This is a genomic window from Aliifodinibius sp. S!AR15-10 (assembly GCF_031569985.1).
Lineage (GTDB): Bacteria > Bacteroidota > Rhodothermia > Balneolales > Balneolaceae > JAMQKA01.
This window is the reverse complement of the sequence record NZ_JAMQKA010000027.1, coordinates 52,718-75,506: the sequence shown is the minus strand read 5'-3', so window position 1 is coordinate 75,506 and position 22,789 is coordinate 52,718. Positions and strand designations below refer to the sequence as shown.

General features: G+C 46.8%; 18 protein-coding genes and 1 other RNA gene. 8 read left to right on the top strand and 11 right to left on the bottom strand.

Annotated elements, in window-relative coordinates; translation table 11 throughout:
• Positions 1 to 142: 142 nt before the first annotated feature.
• Positions 143 to 1,228 carry a quinone-dependent dihydroorotate dehydrogenase gene (locus NC796_RS16570; RefSeq protein ID WP_310685980.1) on the bottom strand — a complete coding sequence of 362 codons (1,086 nt, stop codon included), beginning with the start codon at positions 1,226 to 1,228 and terminating at the stop codon, positions 143 to 145.
• 53 nt (positions 1,229 to 1,281) lie between these two features.
• Here NC796_RS16570 and NC796_RS16565 point away from each other — a divergent pair, with 53 nt between their 5' ends.
• Both NC796_RS16565 and rho read left to right on the top strand, forming a co-directional pair.
• Positions 1,282 to 2,565: a folylpolyglutamate synthase/dihydrofolate synthase family protein gene (locus tag NC796_RS16565; protein ID WP_310685979.1), complete on the top strand. Its 1,284-nt coding sequence runs from the start codon at positions 1,282 to 1,284 to the stop codon at positions 2,563 to 2,565.
• Positions 2,566 to 2,710: 145 nt separating this feature from the next.
• Positions 2,711 to 4,237 carry a transcription termination factor Rho gene (rho, locus tag NC796_RS16560; protein ID WP_310685977.1) on the top strand — a complete coding sequence of 509 codons (1,527 nt, stop codon included), beginning with the start codon at positions 2,711 to 2,713 and terminating at the stop codon, positions 4,235 to 4,237.
• Between the two features lie 184 nt (positions 4,238 to 4,421).
• Here the strand turns inward: rho and NC796_RS16555 are convergent, their stop codons facing one another.
• Together NC796_RS16555 and sppA are read right to left on the bottom strand one after the other, a co-directional pair.
• Positions 4,422 to 5,264, bottom strand: a complete 843-nt coding sequence (locus tag NC796_RS16555; RefSeq protein ID WP_310685975.1) for an MBL fold metallo-hydrolase — start codon at positions 5,262 to 5,264, stop codon at positions 4,422 to 4,424.
• Positions 5,265 to 5,268: 4 nt separating this feature from the next.
• Positions 5,269 to 7,059, bottom strand: coding sequence for a signal peptide peptidase SppA (sppA, locus tag NC796_RS16550; protein ID WP_310685973.1), 1,791 nt, complete (start codon positions 7,057 to 7,059; stop codon positions 5,269 to 5,271).
• 98 nt (positions 7,060 to 7,157) lie between these two features.
• On the opposite strand from sppA, the gene NC796_RS16545 reads away from it, so the two are divergent.
• Positions 7,158 to 8,768 (top strand): NAD(P)/FAD-dependent oxidoreductase, encoded by a 1,611-nt coding sequence (locus tag NC796_RS16545; protein WP_310685971.1) that lies wholly within the window; start codon positions 7,158 to 7,160, stop codon positions 8,766 to 8,768.
• Positions 8,769 to 8,824: 56 nt separating this feature from the next.
• Positions 8,825 to 9,904 carry an alanine racemase gene (gene alr, locus NC796_RS16540; protein ID WP_310685970.1) on the top strand — a complete coding sequence of 360 codons (1,080 nt, stop codon included), beginning with the start codon at positions 8,825 to 8,827 and terminating at the stop codon, positions 9,902 to 9,904.
• 231 nt (positions 9,905 to 10,135) lie between these two features.
• On the opposite strand, the gene NC796_RS16535 is transcribed toward alr, so the two are convergent.
• Both NC796_RS16535 and tatC read right to left on the bottom strand, forming a co-directional pair.
• On the bottom strand, positions 10,136 to 10,666 hold the full coding sequence (locus NC796_RS16535) for an FKBP-type peptidyl-prolyl cis-trans isomerase (RefSeq protein WP_310685969.1): 531 nt from the start codon (positions 10,664 to 10,666) through the stop codon (positions 10,136 to 10,138).
• Between the two features lie 107 nt (positions 10,667 to 10,773).
• Positions 10,774 to 11,613, bottom strand: a complete 840-nt coding sequence (gene tatC / locus NC796_RS16530) for a twin-arginine translocase subunit TatC (RefSeq protein WP_310685968.1) — start codon at positions 11,611 to 11,613, stop codon at positions 10,774 to 10,776.
• Between the two features lie 181 nt (positions 11,614 to 11,794).
• Between tatC and NC796_RS16525 the strand changes: the two genes are divergently transcribed.
• On the top strand, positions 11,795 to 11,962 hold the full coding sequence (locus tag NC796_RS16525) for a twin-arginine translocase TatA/TatE family subunit (RefSeq protein WP_310685967.1): 168 nt from the start codon (positions 11,795 to 11,797) through the stop codon (positions 11,960 to 11,962).
• 5 nt (positions 11,963 to 11,967) lie between these two features.
• Here the strand turns inward: NC796_RS16525 and glyA are convergent, their stop codons facing one another.
• From glyA to NC796_RS16500, 5 genes are all read right to left on the bottom strand, one after another.
• Entirely contained in the window at positions 11,968 to 13,266 is a 1,299-nt protein-coding gene (gene glyA / locus NC796_RS16520) for a serine hydroxymethyltransferase (RefSeq protein WP_310685965.1), read from the bottom strand.
• Positions 13,263 to 13,712 (bottom strand): ribose 5-phosphate isomerase B, encoded by a 450-nt coding sequence (rpiB, locus tag NC796_RS16515; protein WP_310685964.1) that lies wholly within the window; start codon positions 13,710 to 13,712, stop codon positions 13,263 to 13,265. Before rpiB ends, glyA begins: the two co-directional genes overlap by 4 nt.
• Before the next feature lie 164 nt (positions 13,713 to 13,876).
• Positions 13,877 to 14,506 (bottom strand): DUF4159 domain-containing protein, encoded by a 630-nt coding sequence (locus NC796_RS16510; protein ID WP_310685963.1) that lies wholly within the window; start codon positions 14,504 to 14,506, stop codon positions 13,877 to 13,879.
• Positions 14,507 to 14,643: 137 nt separating this feature from the next.
• Positions 14,644 to 15,537 (bottom strand): DUF4249 family protein, encoded by an 894-nt coding sequence (locus NC796_RS16505; protein WP_310685962.1) that lies wholly within the window; start codon positions 15,535 to 15,537, stop codon positions 14,644 to 14,646.
• Positions 15,538 to 15,543: 6 nt separating this feature from the next.
• Positions 15,544 to 17,805: a TonB-dependent receptor gene (locus NC796_RS16500; protein WP_310685960.1), complete on the bottom strand. Its 2,262-nt coding sequence runs from the start codon at positions 17,803 to 17,805 to the stop codon at positions 15,544 to 15,546.
• Positions 17,806 to 17,979: 174 nt separating this feature from the next.
• On the opposite strand from NC796_RS16500, the gene NC796_RS16495 reads away from it, so the two are divergent.
• On the top strand, positions 17,980 to 20,568 hold the full coding sequence (locus tag NC796_RS16495) for a bifunctional aspartate kinase/diaminopimelate decarboxylase (protein WP_310685959.1): 2,589 nt from the start codon (positions 17,980 to 17,982) through the stop codon (positions 20,566 to 20,568).
• 45 nt (positions 20,569 to 20,613) lie between these two features.
• Here the strand turns inward: NC796_RS16495 and NC796_RS16490 are convergent, their stop codons facing one another.
• Positions 20,614 to 20,946, bottom strand: coding sequence for a polymer-forming cytoskeletal protein (locus NC796_RS16490; RefSeq protein WP_310685958.1), 333 nt, complete (start codon positions 20,944 to 20,946; stop codon positions 20,614 to 20,616).
• A gap of 391 nt (positions 20,947 to 21,337) precedes the next feature.
• Between NC796_RS16490 and ssrA the strand changes: the two genes are divergently transcribed.
• Together ssrA and NC796_RS16480 are read left to right on the top strand one after the other, a co-directional pair.
• Positions 21,338 to 21,707, top strand: a transfer-messenger RNA (tmRNA) gene (gene ssrA, locus NC796_RS16485).
• Between the two features lie 299 nt (positions 21,708 to 22,006).
• Positions 22,007 to 22,789 carry a carboxypeptidase-like regulatory domain-containing protein gene (locus tag NC796_RS16480; RefSeq protein WP_310685956.1) on the top strand — a complete coding sequence of 261 codons (783 nt, stop codon included), beginning with the start codon at positions 22,007 to 22,009 and terminating at the stop codon, positions 22,787 to 22,789.

Below are 22,789 nucleotides of genomic sequence, written 5' to 3'. Positions count from 1 at the left end.
GAAGATTGATGATTATGAGCCCAATCGCTATAGCGATAGAACAACAAGAGCCGTATGACGGGAGACTGTCACGTACGGTTCTGTGAGGGCCTTGGGGTGAAATTCCCCTTGGCTACTCGACTAATTACGCAGTACGCATCGCTTATTTATCCATTTTTTCCAGCTGATGAATGGAGTCCATATGGTGCTCTTTGAGATGTCGGTCCAGCTTTTTATTAATCCGCTTGATCAGGCCAGGACCTTCATATACCAGTCCTGTATAAATTTGAAGCAGATCCGCTCCTGCCCGAATTTTTTCCAGAGCAGTTTCAAATGAATTGATACCACCAACCCCAATGATCGGTTTTTGGCCATTGGTGATTTCGCTTATCCATCGGATGATTTGGGTGCTGCGGGCACAAATGGCGTGACCGCTAAGCCCTCCGCGTCCTACTTCCTTCAGGCGATTGGCATCGGTATGCAACCCTTCACGGCTGTTCGAGGTATTAGTCGCCACATATCCATTTACGCGGTGCTGTTCACAAATATCGAGCAGGGCCTCCAGCTGGCTACGATCCAGATCCACAGAAAACTTAACGAGGGTTGGGATTGCGCTGGCATCCTCTTTAATATTTAGTGCCGCCAGGAGTTCATCCAGTGCGCCGGGATCCTCAAACGTTTTGCCTTCCGTCGTATTTGGGCAGGAAATGTTGACCGTGATATAGTCCGCCACTTTGTGCGCCTCCCGAAAACTGAACAGGTAGTCCTGAATGGCCTTATCACCCACAATTTCCGGATCATGAGTTTTTGCTATATTGACTCCGAGCGGGATTCCCAACTGCTTCTTTTCAAGTCTCCGAACAATCGTTTGGGCGCCATCGTTGTTCAGGCCCATGCGGTTGATCAGCGACTGGTCACTTTCCAGGCGGAATGCTCGCGGGCGCGGGTTGCCGGTAGAGGGATTGGCCGTAATGCTACCAACTTCAGTGAAACCAAATCCTATCGCTTCAATGATTTCAGTAATTTCACCATTCTTATCGAATCCTGCGGCCAGCCCGATCGGATTTCTGAAGTCGAGCCCCCAAAAAGTCTGGCTGAGTCGGGAAGAGGAAAAATTGTATAAGCTTTTACCTGCCAGCCTAAGAAGGGTATTCCGGGAAGCGATTTTCCCCAGGTTCATGGCCGTTTCATGCGCTTTTTCTGCCTCCAGGTCAAACATCAGAGGCTTTATAATTGATTTGTATATCATTCTTATTGTAATGAACTTCAAAGCCGTTTTAATGTACGAGCTAAGTCTAAGAAATGAAATTAAATACCTCTGAAGATATTTACCGGTTTTTGGATGCTATCCCGGCTTTTCAAAACACCGGTTCTGCGGCTGCACGATTTGACTTGGAACGATTTCAAAAATTTTGTGAAGCGATTGGTGACCCACAAGATGATTTTCCTTCTATTCATGTTGCGGGTACCAACGGTAAGGGTAGTACCTGCCAGATTTTGGGTGCCATCTATCATGAAGGGGGCTATAAAACAGGCCTATATACTTCCCCTCATTTATTGGAGTATAGGGAGCGGTTCCAGGTTGACGGTAAATATATTACAGATGAGGAGTTATTGATTTTTTTGAATAAATACAGCGGTTTAGTCAAGAGCTTTCGACTTACCTACTTTGAGTTGAGTACGGCCATTGCATTTTGGTGGTTTCGTCACAAAAATATTGATTTGGCAATCATTGAAGTGGGGCTTGGCGGCAGGCTGGATGCTACCAATATCATTACACCGCTGGTTTCCGTTATTACGAATATTTCGCTGGATCACACTGATATCCTGGGGGAAGATATCCGGAGCATTGCTCGCGAGAAAGCGGGAATCATAAAACAAGGTGTTCCAGTGGTATTGGGGAATGTTTCTTTTGGGGCATCCGAGGAAGTAATGGCAATAGCCAAGAACAAAAAGAGCCGTATTTACCAGACAAATTCGATGGAACCAACCTGGAGAAATGGCGTTTGTATACTCAACATAGATGGAAGTCCGGTTGAATTTACAACGGATCTTGTCAGTCCCATCCAGGTTCACAATGTTGCACTGGCATGGCAGGTAGTGCAGGTGCTGTCAGACCGATATCCCGTCCCCGGCAAAAAACTTAATCGTGGGCTTCAGAAGGTGAAGTCAACATTTACCTTACTTGGCCGCTTTGAAAAACTGCATTCTGAATTGGATTGGTACTTTGACGGCGCTCACAACCTGGAAGCCGTGCAGAATTTGACAAAAACTGTTGCCAATATGCAGTCTTTGGATCGAACAACGCTGGTTTTATCACTTATGAAAGATAAAATTAATGAAATGATGATGGCAGAGTTTCAGAAATTCAAAAAAATCTACTATTATACAATAGGGTCTAAAAGAGCAGCTGACGCGAGGGAAATTGAAAAATGGCTGCCCAACACGGATGTCGTTTCCGTAGATAAAAAACAACAAACGCTTTTTTTGAAAGAACTTGAGTCAGAATTAGTAATTTTTGCTGGAAGTTTTTACTTTTACTCGACGGTTCGGGAATGGGTACAAACAATCCGTCCCAACCACTAGCCAGTTTCTTTTCTATTCTGATTGCTTACATTTGCAGTTTGGCAGTGTAACCAACTCTCTTTAAGCACACACAATTTTTTTCACTTACTTCGAATTTTTTTATTCATCTCACACTAATTTAATCAATCACAGTAAATAGCGAATTATGTCGGATATCCAGACCGATGGGTTGACTGAAGAGGAAATTGAAAAACTACATCGTAAGACGGTCAAAGAACTACAAAAGCTTGCCCGTGAACAGGGGCTCAAGTCGGTAACAGGACTGCGTAAACAGCAGCTTATCGATAAGATCAGTGAAACAGCCCGGGAGCAAGCTGAATCTATGCCGGAAGATGGCTCTGATTCTTCTTCGAGTTCAGAAAATGAGATTGAGCATACCCAGCCTTATAAAAAGAAACCTGAAAAGCCGAGTCGAGGCCGATCTCGGGGCAGTTCGAAATCAAATTCTAAATCGAACAACGGTAATAAGAAAAAGAAAAAGAGTGTTCACGATATTCTCCCGGACTCTGATGCGCCCACGCTGAAGGAGCGCCTGGATGAAATCAGGCCTGATCTCGGACCATACCTGATAAATGAGGGTACGCTTGAAATTTTACCGGATGGCTATGGCTTCCTGCGTTCGGTGAATTATAACTACAAGGCTAGTCCGGATGATATTTATGTATCGCCCTCCCAGATTAAGCGATTTCGACTGAAGCAGGGAGATTGCGTTATCGGCATTATCCGTCCACCCAAAGTAGGCGAACGCTATTTTGCCCTTCTGCGTGTTGATGGCGTCAACGGCAAAATTCCTCATGATATGGACAACCGGGGTGATTTTGAGGATCTGTTGCCGATCTATCCGGACGAACGCTATAAGCTGGAGTACGATCCAAACGAAAAAACGACACGTATCATCGACCTATTTGCTCCACTTGGAAAAGGGCAGAGGGGGCTGATTGTTGCACAGCCTAAAACAGGTAAGACTACCATACTGCGGAATATAGCCAATGCGGTCAACAAAAATTCACCTGATACCAAGGTGATCATCTTGTTGATTGATGAGCGTCCCGAGGAGGTTACCGAAATGGAGCGAAATGTAGAAAATGCCGAAGTTGTGGCCTCTACATTCGATGAGCGTCCTGAGAACCATATCGGGCTTTCAGAGATTGTATTTGAGAAAGCGAAACGCCTTGTAGAGAGCGGCCACGATGTGTTGATGCTGATGGACTCCATCACGCGACTGTCTCGCGCTTACAACATCTGTGCCCCTAATACGGGCCGCACGATGTCGGGTGGTGTGGATTCCGAGGCACTTAAAGCACCGCGTCAGCTCTTTAGCTCGGCACGAAATATTGAGGACGGCGGCAGCCTTTCAATTTTAGCTACCGCACTTGTTCAAACCGGCTCACGTATGGATGACCTGATTTTCGAGGAGTTCAAAGGCACCGGTAATATGGAGGTTGTGCTGGATCGTAACCTGGCCGATCGACGCATCTATCCCGCCATGGATATATTCAAAAGCGGTACGCGTCGTGAAGAGCTTATCGTGCCGGAAACTGAACGTGAAAAAGTGGTGCTGCTCCGCCGCTATCTCAACCGCATGAATGCAAACGAGGCGATGGAGTTCTTGCTCGACAAGATGAAGGGCACAAAAGACAACGAAGAGTTTCTGCTCTCAATGAATAAGTAGCAAGGAAGTAGTTGTCACGTTAAGTAGGATTAGCCTCAGGTATCTGATTCGTAATGCGTAATTTGTGTTGCTCTAAAACGATCGGTAGAATCTGGTGTAGTACACTCCACAGTGCGCTACACCTTTTTTATGTAGAATAGAATACATTCATGCAATGGATATTCTTTTCAGTAAAGAAACCCGATCAAATACTTTTCAGCACATACTTTTCTTTTTCATTTTTGGTGAGCATGCCCGATTTGGAATAAAGGGAGTGGTAGAAAAGCAGACAGGCATTCTCGTCACATAACTGCCGCATAAGTTGAATCTTTTTCTTTTTCGCCTGGTTGGGATGAATATCCATTTGGCGCATGGCATACCGGTTGAGATGCTTCTCGCTGGGCAGCAGGTCGCCAAGATAATAAGCCGATTCCCCGCTGTCGTTAATCCTGATCACCTGGTGCCCGGGTGTATGTCCACCCGTCCAAAGCACAGTGATTCCGCGTACGATTTCTTTAAAATCTTTTTCCAGCAATACCAAGTAATCATCCGCGAACAGACGGTAAAGATCATCAAGTTTATAACTGGCACCTTTCACCAGATTGGCTTCACTGGTTTCCGATAGCGCATATTCCCATTCACGTTTTTGAAGGTAATATTTGGCATTTGGAAATGTGGGCTGCGTTTTCGATTGATCGTCCGTGTATGTTGATCCCGCCACATGATCATAATGCAGGTGAGTCAGGATGACGTGGGTGATATCCTCCGGCTGAAGACCAAAAATATCGAGGTTGGTCACGGCATTTGATACGTCGGAATAGTTACTGCCCGCATCAAGTCCCCAACCGAGTCCAGTGTCCAGCAGGATCTTGTGCTCGTTTGAGGAAACAAGGACCGGATCGATCCCCACAGTGGATGAGACCTGAGTGGGGAGATCAATAGCAGGACCGGTATCTTCCTGGTGTGTCAGCCGGTTGACTCTTCCGTCGTCAAACAGTTCAAACCGTCCTTCACTGAGCTGTTCTATTGAAAATCGTCCAATGTTCATATTATTACTGGATAGTTAAATCATACGGAAATATTAACAATGGATCACTTTTACCATACCTAAACAGCGTTTTGAGCTGTTCAGTTTGCTCATTTGGGAGAAAGAATGACTGGTTAAACAACGCACTGGCTTTCGTTTGTGCTGAGCTCATAAAAAGTTCATACAATTCCTTGGGTTTCGGATATGATTCTACACTGTATGTGGATACCTCCGCCTTCTCTGCTGCAATTTTAACCGCATCTTCAAGTCCACCGAGAATATCCACAAGATTTTGGTCCAATGCGTCCTGTCCCGTCCATACGCGGCCCTGGGCCACGGCATCGACCTCCTCAACCGTCATATCCCGTGATTCGGCCACTTTTGATATGAATGTCTGGTAAAAACGGTCGGTAAACTGCTGGTAGGCCTTTCGTTCTGTTTCAGTGAAACCGCGTGTAGGATTCAGCCAGTCGGCATACTGGTGGGATTTCACCTGGTCAAATGTGATACCCAGCTCTTCATTCCACAGCTGTTTGGTGTTAAATTTTGTAGAGAATACCCCGATGGAACCGGTGATTGTGGTTGATTCAGCCACGATGGAATCGGCTGCCATGGCGATGTAATACCCCCCGGAAGCTGCAACTGGCCCCATGGAAGCGATGACCGGCATCTCTTTGGAGAGATCGCGCAGTTTACTCCAGATCAGGTCGGACGTACTGCCGGAACCCCCCGGACTGTTTATGCGCACAACGGCGGCCTTGACATCATCATCGTCACGAATTTCTTCCAACTGTTCTTCAAAGAAAGAGGCAGTGATAATCTGCTGATTATCAAATGGAGAATCGCCATTTGTCCCATAAAGTATAGGACCGTTGGCGTAGATAACCGCAATTTTATCACTGGTGGAGTTGCTCTCCAGCCCCGCCGTTCCAGGCGTTACCCGGTAGTACCGGCTGTTGGATATCGTATTAAGCGAGCGATCCTCGCTTACGCCCATCCTTTTATTGATCAGTTGTTCCAGGTCGTTTGGCGATAGCAGGGAATCCACCAGCCCGTTTTTATAAGCATTTTGGATTAACAGGTTCGGAGCATTGTTCATAATTCCGTTTAGTTCATCTGCTGATTTCCCCGTTTTCTCACTAACGGCTTGTACAAAATGAGTGCTGACATCCGAAATAATCTGTTCCAGCTGGTATCGGCTTTCTTCCGAGAGCTCTTTTTGATAATAAGGTTCCACAGCTGATTTATACTTGCCGTGGCGGGCTATTTCGGCCTCAACGCCTATTTTCTCGAATAATCCGGTATAAAAGGAAACTTGCGTGTAGAAACCGTCGAACTCGAAAAATGATTCGGCAGGTGCAAAGACAGAATCGGCTGCTGTGGCCAGGTAGTAGCCCTTTTCATTATAGCCCATTTCAGAAGTACTGGCATACACAAATTTATCGGTGCTGTCACGGAATGTTTTTATCATACGATGCGCCTCTTCCAGGTTCGCCCATCCGCCGGAAACAAAATCCAGTTCAAGCCAGACCCCTTTAATATTGTCGTGCTTTGCAGCTTTGTCCAGGTTCTCCCGCATCGATTCCAGCGAAACCTTGGGCCCGCCCCCAGTTGAAAGGAGCTCATCAAAAGGGTTGGAGGCTTGCTGTGCAGAAAGCGCTCCCTGCAAGTTTATTTTAAGAACGGTATTATCACGTACGTACGGTTCGGGCTGCTGGGTACTGCTGGAAATGGTTATAAAAAATATGATGAACAGGATAAATACAGCTATTAAGAAGCCCAGCGTAGAGGCGATCAGGGTTTGAAAAAACTTCATACTTAAAAATAAATTGTGAGATTTTCGGAATTATCTGGATAACAATGTGTTACACGACATACGTTCAGTGATGTTATAAAAAGCGAAAAGATATTACAATGAGCAATTACGATGTCATAATTATCGGTTCCGGTCACAATGGTTTAGTAACCGGATGTTACCTGGCCAAAGCTGGGTATTCCGTGTTGGTTTTGGAACGGCGTGAAAATATCGGGGGCGCAGTGTGTACCGAAACGATGTTCCAGTCAAAAGAGTATCCCGGGGGATTCCGGATGGATGTGGGCTCATCAGTGCATATCATGATTCACCAGACAGGCATACTTGAGGAGCTTGAACTTGAGAAGTATGGGCTGGAATATATCGAGATGGACCCGATAATGTCGTACCCGCTGCCTCCCGGTCAGTCTCGAAAAGGGGTGATACATTTTTATAGAGACTTGGAACGTACCTTGGAGTCGATTGCACAAGTGGCGTCGGAGGATGTAGAGAATTACCGGGATTTTGTTGAATTCTGGGGGAGAGTAAACGAGGGCGTCTTGAAGGCCTTTATGGTTCCGCCATCCGGGAAAAATATTGTGACTGAGCTGGCAAAGGGACAGATCCGCGGCGGTTCCATGTTTAAGAAGGGTGAACAAGCGGCCGGACTTCAAAAGATTTTCAGCAGCTATGGCAAGGTAGTCGATAACGCCTTCGAGAATCCCTGGATGAAGGCCGCACTTACATGGTTTGCCGCGCAGTCCGGTCCCACACCCGATCACCCCGCTACTGGAGATTTTGCCGGTTGGCAGTCGATGCTACACCAAAGCGGGGCCAAACATCCGAAAGGGGGGAGTGGGATGCTCACGCAGGCGATGGCAAATTTTTTGGAGGCACATGGGGGTACCATTCAAACCAGTTCTCCGGTAGAAAACATCATTATCAAAAATGGTGAGGCCAAAGGAGTGCGAACGGCTGAGCGCGAGGACTTTTTTGCTGATACAATCGTATCGAATGCGCACGTGCAGACAACGATGATGAAGATGGTGGGACGTGAGCACCTGGATTCCTCTCTTTATGAAAAGGTCGAAAACATCAACGTGGGCAATGGATTTGGAATGGTAATACGCTGTGCGGTGGAGGAGCTTCCCGAGTATACAGCGTGTCCTGATGATCCAGACGTACACAACGGGATGCAGTTGCTGGCCCCCTCTACGCAGTATATGAGGAACGCGATCGGGGATTACACCAAGGGCTTGCCTCCCGAAGATCCCGCAGTGCTGGCTATGACATTCTCTAAAATTGATCCCGAGGTGGCACCGGATGGCGGGCATACGCTGTTTGCCTGGGCACAGTGGCACCCGTACGAGTTGAACAACGGGGAGCACTGGGATGATATCCGGGAGCGGGAAGCACAAAAGATCTATGATGTAGTAACCCGGTATGCTCCTAATATGGAGGGGAAGCTGATCGACTGGTATATTCAATCGCCGCTCGACATTGAGCGAAAACACGCCATGCCGCGTGGCAACGTGATGCATGTGGAAATGAGTTTTGACCAGATGTTTATGTTTCGGCCGATCCCGGAGATGAGCGAGTATAAAACACCGATAGAAAATTTATACCTTTCCAGCGCTTCTTGTCACCCGGGCGGCGGGGTGTTTGGCGCCGCAGGACACAATGCCGCGCAGGTGATCTTGAAAGATCTTAAGAAGCAGAAATGGTTTTTTTAGTATGGTTGTGTCGTGAGTGTCGCGTCATGCGTGAATTTTAAATTCCAATAGAAAGAATGGTAAAAGACATTTCCGGGAATTCATTTGTTGAGGTTAATATTTCCATCATCAAACAAAATTTGAAGGTATTAAAAGAGTTTTTACCTACTAACGGGAAGCAGATGGCGGTTGTGAAGGCCAATGCGTATGGTCACGGGGCGGTGGAGGTTGCCCGGGCTATCGAAAAGCAGGTAGCCTGGTTTGCCGTAAATGATGTGGAGGAAGGTATTGAGTTGCGTGAGGTTGGAATAAGTAATCCGATTCTTGTTTTTGGAGTACCTACCGCGGAGACAGCCCCTACATATAAAAATCACGATTTGACCGCTACGGTTAGCTCGCTCTCTCATTTTAGACTGCTAAATCCTGGAACAGATTATCATCTCAATTTTGATACCGGGATGGGGCGTCTTGGTCTTGTGCAGGATGAGATTACACAAACCCAGAAAGCTATACAGAATTATTCCGAACTTCGTTGTACCGGCATTTACTCCCATTTTGCCACAGCTGATAATCCCGGTTCAGAAAAAGCAGAAGAGCAACTGGTCCGGTTCAAATCAATTTGCCAAAACTTTGAACCTGAGATACTGACGCATATGGCGAACACCGGGGGGACGGCATTCTATCCCGAAGCACATTTTGATATGGTGCGCAATGGGATTGGAATATATGGCTATGCACCGGGTTCTACTGAAATCGAGGGATTGGTACCGGCTATCCGCTGGCAGTCGCACTTGGTACAGGTAAAACAGATATCTAAAGGAGAGACAGTCAGTTATGGAGCCCGGTGGAAAGCCCCGGAGAACGGTTTTGTGGGTACCATTCCAATGGGATATGAAGAGGGAATACCCCGATTACTCACTGGGAATATGGAAGTTGCAATCAATCAGCAGCGATATACTGTTGTGGGTACAGTTACAATGAACTACATTATGGTTTTCCTGGGCAGTTCTGATATTCCCGCAGAGGGAGAGCCGGTTGAGCTGCTGGGATCCAGAGCGATGACCGCAGATCAGTGGGCTGCTAACACCCAAACAATTCCGTACGAAATTGTAACTGGAATCTCATGTAGGGTGCCAAGAATTTATAAAAGAGATTGATTAACCCGGATTCTCATCAAGAAATTTTTTTCTCAACAAGGCGAAGGGGAAATAACCCCGCAAACGTATTCTGGTACGTTGAGCAGACTATTTTCTCTTCAACGCAGCTGAGGGGGAAATTTCGCAGCCTTTTACATACTGTTACAACTATCTTAGCGTTGGATCTGATATAAGTTACTGTCTGCCATTAAGTTACAGGAATTTATCCCAAATCCTTGTGAGGAATACGGGTTAGCCAGCTATTCTGACGAGCTCTACGTCATAGATCAGCGTCTCATTTCTCAGATCAAAACCATTTGTACCCCGTCGTGAATCGCCGTATCCCAAACTGGGTGGAATGATGATTTTACGTTGTTCTCCTTCATACATTCCCAGCAGTCCCAGTCGAAATCCTTCGATCAGAGACGGGGTATTCCCGATGGCAGTAGGGGTTAAATTGCTAAATGTTGCGGGAGATGTGTTTCCGTTGGCATAGGAGCTGGTAAATACAGTGCCATCTTCAGTCCGGCCCGTATAGCGCAGGCTCACCTGGTCTCGAACAGTTACCGGGGGAAGCACTTTGCTGCCTTCCTCAAGGATATGAATTGTAAGACCATTTGACATGGAAATTGTTGAATCGGCATCATTGGCATCCCACGCGGGAGGGACCGAAGAAAAATCTGGTCCAGATATGGTGTTGCCGTCCCCGCATCCCTGGATTCCAATTAAGGCGCAAGTAAAAAGAGCGACTATCAGAACCGATTTTTTAGTAAATAAACTCATTAAATATTTGTCGACTTTCTTTTTATTAATTGTCGGATTTATTCAAATGACACGGAAAGTAACAGAATTACAATCCACGTGCTAATAACGAAGTTTCTTCGTGTGAATTATTCTTCTCCCCATGCTTTTCGCAATTCTTTTTCACGCTGCCGTACCCCCATTTTACTTACCCATATTGAGAACTGGTAAAGCAGTAAGAGTGGTATGGCGATAAGTACCTGCGATACAGGATCTGGCGGTGTCAGAAAGGCTGAAATAATGAAACAGGTCACAATGGCGTGTTTTCGATATTGGCGCAAAAACTCAGGAGTGAGCAGGCCAAATTTTGACAGAAAATAACTTAACACCGGAAGCTGAAATATGACCCCGCAAGAGAGCACCCACATGGTAAGCGAGCTGAAATATTCATTGATATCAAAATCGTTGTGGATGACATCAGCGATTTGAAACTGGCTGAAAAACTGCACGGCAAAGGGGACTAACACAAAATAGCCAAAGCTAACGCCCAGCAGGAAAAAGAAAGTGATAAATGCGACATTGAATCTTGATTTCCACTTTTCAGCGGACTCCAGCGCCGGTTCCACAAACGCCCATAGCTGGTAGAAGAAGATCGGGGAACCGATGATGCCGCCCATCACAATGAGCGTGCCCCAGTAAGTGAAAAACTGCCCGGGGAGTTTACGGCTCTGCAGGGTGAGATCAATGGCATCGATACCGAGCATTTGGTACACAATGAAATCAGCACGAGTAGGCCCCAGCATCACCTTGTTAACCAGGAAATCACCAAAGATAAAGGCGATAAGCATACCAAAGGCAACCCCGCCAAACCCTTTGATAAGGTGCCAGCGCAACTCTTCGAGGTGTTCCAGGAAAGACATCTCATCTGTTCGATCCTTGGGCATCGTAGCCTGGGGCGGATCGGAAGTCATAATTTCTCGTTCTTCCACAATAACTTACATTAAATAGAATTAGATTTGTTCTTTATCCCGTAGTATACCAATATATCTCTCTAATAATTACCAGAGTAGATGTTGTAAAGTGTAAAAGGATTTAAATAGCTGAACATATTTTTAGATCTTTACAAGTGAGATCCAAACAGAAATAGTTTAACGCAACACACAACGTATTATGACTTTTGGCGCAACAGAAATTATCATCATTCTTGCTGTTATTATTTTGTTCTTCGGAGCCCGGAAAATACCGGAACTCGCGAGAGGAATCGGCCAGGGGATCAAAGAGTTTAAGAAGACTACCAATGATTCCGAGACCAAGCCTGATCAGCCCGTAGACGGCTAAAAACGTTATGCCGTTACAAAGTCATACAGTGGGAATCGATCACATAGGCTTTTGACCCCATTCTTAACTTCCGTCCGGGTGTTCTCATTATTCGGATTCTGCAGCACTTTGTCTATCAATTCGGCGACATATTCAAACTCGTCGGTTCCGAACCCACGTGTGGTCATGGCCGGCGTACCGATACGAATGCCGGATGTCACAAAAGGACTTTGATCATCAAAGGGCACCATGTTTTTGTTCAGCGTGATATTGGCTCCTTCCAAGGCCTCTTCCGCTTTCTTGCCGGTCAGTCCCTTGTTTCGCAGGTCCACCAGGATCAGGTGGTTGTCTGTGCCACCGCTGACCAGGTTGTAATCCATGTCTAAAAACTTTTGTGCCAGCGTTTGAGCATTGTCTTTAATCTGCTGCTGATATTTTTTGAAATCGTCCTGCAGTGCTTCCTGGAATGCAACCGCTTTTGCTGCAATCACATGCATCAGCGGCCCACCTTGTGAGCCCGGGAATACAGCCGAGTCCAGCACTTCGCTCCAGTTTTTTGTCCGTCCAGATTTTCGCGCTGTGACACCCAGCGTATTTTCCCCATCATTGCCGATCAGGATCATACCGCCGCGGGGACCGCGCAGTGTTTTGTGCGTGGTTGTTGTTACGACATCGCAGTAGGGCAGGGGATCATTTAATAAATCTGCGGCAATAAGTCCCGCCGTGTGTGCCATGTCCATCCAGAGATACGCTCCTACTTCATCAGCAATTTCTCGGAACGCCTCGTAATCGAGATCACGCGGGTACGCCGAGGCACCGATAGAGATCAACTTCGGCTTCACCTTCTTCGCCTTGTCACGCACCTTGTTCATATCGATGCGGCCGGTTTCCTTGTCAACACCATAAAACTCAGATTGATAGAGGATACCGGAAAAGTTGACCGGGGAACCGTGCGTCAGGTGCCCACCGTGCGAAAGATCCAGGCCCAGGAGCGTTTCGCCGGGTTGCATAAATGCCAGGTAGACAGCGGCGTTAGCTTGCGCACCAGCGTGGGGCTGCACATTCACCCAGTCGGCACCAAAAAGCTTTTTCGCCCGCTCACGAGCCAGTTCTTCCACTTCGTCAACAAACTCGCATCCACCATAATAACGTTTGCCCGGGAGGCCCTCCGCATATTTGTTTGTCAGGGTCGATCCCATCGCCTCAATCACGGCGCGTGAAGCAAAGTTCTCAGATGCGATCAGTTCCAGGTTGTCGTTCTGGCGTATACGTTCTTTGTCCAGCAGGTTAAAAATTTGTGAATCTTGTTCCGAAAGTGATTTCATTGATCCTTTTTTTCTGTTAGCGAGTGAATTTTGTTGACGCGGCGTTCGTGCCGACCTCCTTCAAACTTGGCATCGAACCATGATTTCAGGATTTTGCGAATTTGCTCTTCATTAAGTTCACGTCCCGGCAGGCAAAGGATATTGGCGTTATTATGTTCCCGGGTTAGGCCAGCGGTATCTTCATCGTGCACCAAGGCGGCTCTGATATTTCTATATTTATTGGCCGTCATGCACATTCCCTGGCCACTTCCGCAGACAAGAATTCCCTGTTCATGTTCACCTGCATCTACTTTTTCGGCTACTTGCACTGCAAAATCCGGGTAATCAACCGACTCATCAGAGTGGGTACCGAAGTCGACCGGCATGTGTCCCATCTCTTCCAAAATTTTAACCGCTATCTCTTTGGCTTCGTAACCGGCATGATCGCTGGCAATCGGGATAATCATCAATATCACCTGCTGGGTTGGTTAAAAATTAGTGCCGTAATATCTCGAAAAAATTATTCACTGAAAAGAAATGAATCGGGAATATTGTTTAAAACTGAACGAAGGCTGAGGCTGGCCATTTTGGGAATAGGTTCTTCCATAGTATTACTCCTCTAAATTTCATTTTATCTACCGCTTATAAGAGCATAGACCAAGATGTTTGTACCCATCTGCAATGCTTTCTGACGAAGTGGTTCCGGGTCATTGTGTACCTCCGGGTTTGCCCATCCATCCGCCAGGTTCGACTCGTATGTATAAAATGCTACCATTCGCCCGTTGCGAAACAGGGCAAATCCCTGCGGCGGTTTGTTGTCATGTTCGTGCACTTTGGGCAAACCACCGGGAAAATCATACACCTGGTGATAGATTGGATGCTCAAATGGTAGCTCAACCAGTTCTTCATTGGGATATACTTGGCTGAGCATTTTCCTGAAATTATCATCCAGGCCGTAGTCATCATCGATATAGAGAAATCCTCCATTCTCAAGGTAAGAGCGTAGATTGTTTGCCTCTGCTTCGTTAATGGAGATAGTTCCGTGACCGGTCATAAATGCAAACGGGTAGTTGTGCAGATCGCGGCTGCCCAGGGCCACGTCGTCATACTCCGGGGTAATACTAATCGGAACCTGGCGATTTGCGAATTCAATAAGGTTTTTAAAGGCTGAGGGGTCATTATACCAGTCGCCTCCGCCGCGGTACTTGATACGAGCCAGCGCCAGATCTCCACTCGATTGTGCCGGCAAAGCTGCTGGCATTGTGATGGTAAAAATCAGAAAAAGGAAGATGGATAATGTTTTTTGAACCATGAATCCTGGATGTTATAGAAGTTTGAGCGGTTGCCCAATGTAAGGATAACTTACCCGTACCTCCAAGGTGCAGAACTCGTTGTAAATTACTGATTTCTGCTGAAGAATACCCTTACAGTGTCACTTGCCATACTTCCAAAAACGCCGATTCCCCCTTCAAGATTGTAAATAACATTTTGGAGCTCTCCCGGTGGAAGGGTACTGCCCCCGCCCTGGACATCCTGGGTACGATAGAAGTCATACATGTTGTCATCAATGGCGCTGGCAATAATGTAATTTTCTTCATAGAAAGCGACTGCCAACCAGGGGAGACGCAGGGTCAAGGTGCCATCTTCATTTTCTTCATAGTTTTCCTCGTTTATGATTCCAGAAGAGTTGCTGTAAAAGTCGTTAACCTCAGCATCATTATCTACTTGATCGGCGTAGAAGGGAGTCAGGTCTTCCTCTTCAGGTTCCAACGCTTCCACGGTGAATATGAAGAATGATTGTCGCCCAGGATAAAAACTTTTGGTTGTATTAATTGTTACTTGTTCCGGATCTTGATACGGTACGGTGTCGCCCGACATGTTTTCAGATCTAAAATCCCCGGGCACAAATGTAGTTCCCAGCACTTCTTTGTCAGAGTTGGAAAACGTGACATGAAGCTGATACTCCCGCTGAGGGAGCACTTTGTGTGGGCTGTTAGTTACATATACGCCGTCGGACTGCCGACCATACTGGAACTGTTGTTCGACCTCTTCGCCCGACTGATCCATCAGCCGGACTTCAACATTAGCGTCATTAACGGCAGCATCCCTGTAATTATACTCCTGGTCCACCGGCACGGTCTTCGAGATACGGACCTGGGGAAGTGTCCGGTTGGCTACGAGATAAGATTCAACAACATAATCCTCTTCAAATTCATCCTGTGGATACAGTTCGCATCCCATCAGGATAACGCAAACAAATGCAATTGAAATCGTTTTTAAATGCGTAATCATAATAGCTTAAAAGTTGACGGTGTATGAAATATTGGGAAGGATAGGCAGCATGGTTACATCTTCGCGCTCGATCGGGTTTTCGTCAAAGTCGTAGTTGTAGAACCAGATATTTCGGCGCGAGTAAACATTGATGAGCTGGAACTGCCACTGGGCGTCACCGAGACCAAAGAAGCTGCCGGACCGTGTAAAGCCGACATCCAGGCGGTGGTAGGCAGGAAGTCTCGAGGCGTTAACTTTTCCGATAACCAGCACATCGAGCGGTTGGGATTCGGTGGGGTAGTCAAAAGCCAGAGTGCGTCCCAGTGGCTTGGTGTAAGCCTGCCCGGTTGAATAATTGAATACGGCCGATGCTTTCCACCGTTCACTCAGCCGATAATTCATGACAAGATTGACATCGTGTTTTCGGTCATACTTTGGCGGGAAAAAACGCGCATTTTGCGGCTTCCCGACCGGGGTATTGAAGCCGGGGTACTTGCGCCGGGATACGCTAAAGGTATACCCCATAAACCCAGTCAGCCGACCTATCTGGCGTTCGAATTTCAGTTCCACTCCATAAGCATAGCCAGTTCCAAAACGAAACAGTTCCGCATAGTCCAGGCCCGCGACATCAGGGATAAAGGGATTCAGGTCAAACAGATCCTCCATCGTTCGGTAGTATAGCTCCATATCGATTCCGTACCCTTCCCAGGGTTGTGTTTTGGCACCAAGAACGTACTGGTCGCCATAGGCTGGTTGTACCCCGTTGTCGGTCGTGAGCCAGGTATCAAAGCCGGAAAAAGCCTCGTTTGAGATAAGCGTTAAAAACTGGTTGTAGCGGCCATAAGCTGCCTGAAGCCGAATTTCTTCGATCGGGCGGTACTCCAGGGAGAGGCGCGGCGCCAGCTTCCAGTAATTGCCCTCGCTGAAACCGTTGAGCCGGAGTCCCGCAGTCAGGTCAAGCTGATTCGTGATGGCCCACTCATCCTGTGCATAAACGGAAAGATAATTCGACTGTATACGGGAACTAAAGGTGTCTTCTCCATCAAATGTATCCTGCACTTTCAGCGTCATAATCCCACTCCAGATGCCGGTGGAAACTGAGTGGCGGTCATTGGGATGATACTCGATATCTCCTTTCACTGAAAAATCATAGATGTTATTCGAACGCTCGAAAGGAGTAGTGGCAATATTAAATGACGGGAAATTAAAGTAGCGTGATCCGGTTACCGTAAAGTGTGAGAACACCTTGTTAGAGAAAATATGGGTCCATGTAGAGCTAACGGTCTGATTTCCATAGTTAAGCTTGATACTGGCATCCTCGGAAAACGGGAACAGAAGGTTGTCGATACCCGAATAGAAAGCAAGTGAAAATTTGTTATTTGGATCGGCATCAACGTTCACTTTTCCATTAAGGTCCAGGAAGTAAAAACTTTCCGGTATATTGTCCTGGCTCTGTCGCAGGGCGGCCAGGAGGGGCTCCAGTGTTGAACGACGTACAGCAAGCATGTAGGAGCCTTTTTTAAATGGTCCCTCTATTGAAAAGCGCGAGGCTAGCAATCCTACTGATGCAGAGCCGGAAAACTCATTACGATTTCCATCCTTATTATAAATAGTGAGAACCGAGCCCAGTCGTCCACCATACTCCGCTGGATACCCACCTTTATACAGGCGGACATCTTTCACAGCATCAGGATTAAAGGTCGAGAAAAATCCAAAAAAATGCGTAGGGTTATAAACGGTGGTCCTGTCGAGCAGGATTAGCGTCTGGTCGGGGCTGCCGCCGCGAATGTAAAGCCCGCTTGAAAAATCGGAAGCCGCCTTGACACCCGGCAGCAATTGCACCGAACGGAACACGTCGGCCTCAAACACAGAGGGAACCTCCTTGATCAGCTCGGTTTGAACCTGCGCTACACCGATGTTTCGCTGTTCCTCCTTATCTACCTCCGATTCAACTACAATTTCGTCCATCTGAACGCCCTGAGGCGTCAGCTCAATATCCAGGCGCAGGTTTTCACCAGGCTCCAGTGACACCTTTTGCGAGTAACTTTGGTACCCGATGTAGGAGACGACAAGGTTGTACGCACCCGGCTGGACATTCGTAATGGTGTAGTAGCCTGAGGTGTTTGTTGAGGTTCCTTTTTTTGTACCCTCCAGCGCTACATTGGCGGCAATGAGAGTTTCCCCGTTTTGCGAGTCACTTACATACCCGCTAACGGAAGCAGTTTGCTGGGCCAACAGATGTGAAAATGGAATGAATAACAGAATGGCAACAATTGTGAACGTTCTCAAAAGGGATAGTGATTTTTGATTTAAATTCGGCATCCACTACGACATAAAGGACAAAAAGTTACACGAATTTTGATTCCAATAACTAATTAATTTTGTGTTAAATTACGTGGCTTTCAGATTGACCGAATAATTGTTTTATTCTTTCGAGTTTTAAATCAAGTAATACAGCAAATAATGACGAATAATTCCCACAACTGGATCGTACTGAAATTCGGCGGTACCAGTGTATCCTCGCTCAGCAACTGGCAAAATATCACTTCAATCCTGCAGGACAAGCTCTCCGAAGGATACCGGGTCTGCTTGGTGCATTCGGCACTCAGCGGGATCTCCAACAAACTGGAAGAGATCATCGACCTGTCTTCAACCGATGAAAGTGAGACCGTACTGGAAGAGATCAAACAACAGCACCGCGATCTCGCGAACGACCTGGGACTTGATGCGGATGAACTACTGAGCGGTGAGTTTGAGGAGCTCGAACAGCTTTCACGCGGGGTGGCGCTACTCGAAGAGGCAGGCTACCACGTGCAGGCACGAATAATGGCGCTCGGTGAGCTGATGTCTACCAAGCTGGGCGTCGCCTATGTGAAAAGCCAGGGATTGGATGCCGAATGGAAAGACGCCCGGATGCTGCTGAAAAGTATTCCTGTTGAAAATGCCAGTGAAAAATCATTGGTGCTTTCTGCAATTTGTGATACATCCGAAGATAAAGAGCTACAGCAACAACTGGACGAAGAGGGCCACGACCTTATTTTGACCCAGGGATTTATCGCCAGTGACAATAGTAATAAAACAGTGGTACTGGGGCGGGGCGGTTCTGATGTATCAGCCTCTTATTTTGCTGCTAAATTGAACGCGGAGCGCTTGGAAATCTGGACAGATGTGCCCGGTATGTTCTCCTGTAATCCCCATGCCATCCCGTCGGCACGACTTTTGAAGCATCTCAGCTATGCCGAAGCGCAGGAGATCGCCACAAACGGGGCGAAGGTGCTGCATCCGCGCTGCATTATGCCGGCACGCGTCCATAATATCCCGATTCAAATTAAGTGGACACAAGATCCTGAGCAGGAGGGGACGACAATCTCCTCTGCCGTAGCCGACGATGAGGCACTGGTGAAAGCAATCTCGGTGCGCGATAATGTCATTTTGGTGAGCATGGAGACACTGGGTATGTGGCAGCAGGTCGGGTTCCTGGCCGATGCATTTGATGTCTTCAAGCAGTATGGACTTTCGATCGACCTTGTATCTACATCTGACTCGAACGTGACGGTATCGCTGGATCCGGGCGCCAATACGCATTTTAACGAGATCCGTGACGAGTTTGTGGACGATCTGAATGAACTATGCCGTGTTGAGATTATCGAATCTACATCTGCTGTGAGCCTGCTGGGACGGCATATTCGAACAATCTTACACCAGTTGGGTTCGGCATTTGAAGTATTCCAGGAGCACGAAGTATACCTTGTCAGCCAGGCGGCAAACGATCTCAATTTCACTTTCGTGGTTGCTTCTGATCAGGCTGACCGGTTGGTCCAGCAGCTGCATGAACAAGTAATTTCGAAATCTTCTGCTCAAGTTTCATTTGGTCCCACCTGGCAGCAGATTAACGGGTCACATTCTGATGGGGCTCCCTACAAGGACACTTGGTGGAAAGGAAAGCGCGAGACGCTAATCCAACTGGCAGAGAAAGAAGGTCCGGCATATGTCTACGATTCTGATCACATTACAGAAACTGTAGATAATGTGAAAGGGCTGGAATCGCTGGATCAGCTATTCTATGCTATCAAGGCAAACGATAATGAAGAGTTGCTGAAAATCTTTTACGAAAAAGGGCTTGGATTTGAGTGTGTCTCGATTGGAGAGGTAGAATATGTACTGGACCAATTTCCGGATATCGATCGAGAACGCATTTTGTTTACACCCAATTTTGCACCGCGTTCAGAGTATGAACAGGCACTTCAGGAGGGCGTACACGTGACGTTGGATAACATCTTCGCGCTGCAGGAGTGGACTGGCCTTTTTGAAGGACAGGATATTTTTCTGCGGATTGATCCGGGTCACGGGCACGGCCATCACAAACATGTGCGTACGGGAGGCGTCAATTCAAAGTTTGGAATCCCCCGGTTTGAACTTGAGGAAGTGAAGTCGATTGTTGATGAGCATAATATTAGGGTGAAAGGGTTACATGCCCACATCGGCAGTGGCATTAAGGATCCGGAAAGCTGGAAGCGAACGGCCCTGGTACTGGCTGAAGTTGCGCAACAGTTTGAGGATGTTGAATACCTTGATGTAGGCGGCGGACTGGGAGTGCGAGAAAATGAGATGCAGTCAGTACTCCCACTGGGTGAGGTTGAGCAGGGACTCAGTGAATTCAAGAAAGCCTTTTCTCAGTACAAACTCTGGATGGAACCCGGCCGATACCTGGTGGCCACCGCCGGAGTTCTGCTGGCCCGCGTTACACAGACGAAAGGGAAAGGAAAGATACGGTACGTGGGTGTGGAAACCGGTATGAACTCCCTCATACGGCCCGCACTCTATGGCTCGCACCATTCAATTGTGAACTTGTCAAGAATTGATGAACCGGCCACGCAAATCTCAAATATTGTGGGCCCGATCTGTGAGTCGGGGGATAAGCTTGGCATTGACCGGCTGCTCCCGGAATCCCAAGAGGGCGATGTTGTGCTGATTGCAAACACCGGTGCTTACGGTCACGTGATGAGCTCTACCTATAACATGCGCGCTCCTGCACGTGAGATTGTTATTTGACAATCTTAAACGGAGAACTATTTGTGATTTTGGCCGAGCAAATATTTAGAAGAGGCTTATCTTCCTATTTGGGGTCCGGCTAGGAATCTGAGCATATTCTACGTCTGAGTCATCTTTATCAGCTTCCTTTTTGGATTCTTGATCGACTTTATCAGCATTAATGTAGAGTTCGCTTCTGCAGGAGGCTCCCTTTTCGGCCGTAAAATTACCGGTGTGGATCACTCCCTCTATATGTGCCCCGCTTTTAAGATGAAGGCCCTTATTAGCATGAACAACGCCATTAATTTTGCCTTCCAAGACCACTCGTTCAGCTTCAATTTCACCTTTGAAGTCGGTGGAAGCGTCCAGAAATACATAACCATTTATACCATCTGCCATTATACTCTCCCTCTTTTGTTACAGGCCTTAATTACCACTTGGCTAAACCAGATCTCTTTATGTTAGCTATCGATGATTAATAGATTTCATACCGATTTGGTATGATTTTGTTGCTAAACCTTTGGCCATATTTTATGATTTCTAAAGTCAATATATTTAAATATGGTATGATAAATCAATATTAATTAGTTATTTACAGATAAATATTTCATAATTTTTGTTAAAATAATCTTCTTATTAGAAAACCGTTTTCAATAGGATGGCAATTCCAGTTCGGTCATAAATTCTTGCGAGAATAAGTTTGTAATTCGGCAGAAATAATGGGAATTTTGGCGCGTTGTAGATTGTTGGTAAATATGGCTTCAAAAGGCCCAATGTTCTTTTACTTATTGGGGGTGTAATGGATTCGACGGAATGCGTAGCATCGCAGGCTGCATGCCGAGTTCGAGCGATGGCACTCGTAAAAAAACATCATGCAAATATTGTAATTGACAACAATTACTCATACAGCTTAGCTGCGTAAAGCAGCTTAGCCGTTCCCTCAGCTTCTTGCCTGTCAGTGCTGTTGGAACGTCGACTATGACAGGATAGCATGCGCTGTGCCGTCTGCCGGAGCGTGTGTGAAACTTTAGCAGGCTAGTCCGATGTTAGCCTAGTAACCGGGCAGAGCATCGGGCGAAACTTAATACGGTAACTAAGCATGTAGATGCTTGAACGATATACCATTTCGGACCGGGGTTCGATTCCCCGCACCTCCACTATTCAATCTTTGAACTCATCTGCTGGATGGCAGGTGAGTTTTTTTGTTTCAAAAGGGTGTACTAGTCAAGTTTTCCAGGAAATTATTGGTTGCCAGATGGTTAGTTTTGGGCGTGGATATCCATCAAAAACACCCTTATCTGTCTTTAAAGACACTTTTCTGCTAACATCTCTACCCCTTCCAACTATATTGGGTCCAGTGAATGGAGCCAGTGGGTAATTTTTTCTCCCTAAATATTTTGAAAAGTATAACAGTTAAGTAACTTCCCGTGCTTATTTGAACTAAATCTAAATAAACACAATGGAAAGAATTACAGCATTATTACTTGCCTTAATTTGTCTGAATCTAACAGCATTTGCACAGCAAAATCCGAGGTTTTCCATTTCGGGATCGGTCTCTACCACCGATGGAGATCCAGTCGTAAATGCCAATGTGGTTTTACAGAATACCACCTTTGGGGCCTCAACCTCAAGAGATGGCTTATTTGAAATTACAAGCATTCCCGAAGGTGATTATACCCTCCGGATTTCTGCTATAGGGTACAAGCCGTTTTCTCAGGACATTCATGTTGATGAAGATGTTGAGCTGAATGTAACGATAGGGCAACAAGTGGAGGCGATGGGGGCTGTGATGGTCTCCGGCGCTGAGATTGAAAACTACAAGGTAAAAGGAGTTTCCCCCTCACTTCGGGTAAATGAAGGGCTGATCAGTATTCCACAAAATATCCAGGTAATCACCAAAGATCTTTTGAGTGATCAGCAGGCCGTGGATATGTTGGAGTCTGTTAGCAGAAATGTGAGTGGAGCACAGATGATTGAGCACTGGGGCAATTTTGCACGAATCAATATGCGTGGATTTCGGATTCCAGCCTTCCGCAACGGTATGAATGTGCAGTCAAGCTGGGGACCACTCACCGAAGATATGGTAATGGTGGAGCGCATTGAATTTGTCAAGGGGCCATCGGCTTTTATGCTTTCCAGCGGAGAGCCGGGCGGCCTCTACAACGTGGTTACCAAAAAGCCCACCGGGCAGTCTGGCGGAAACGTGGGACTGATGGCCGGCAACTCTCAGGGCCACCGTTGA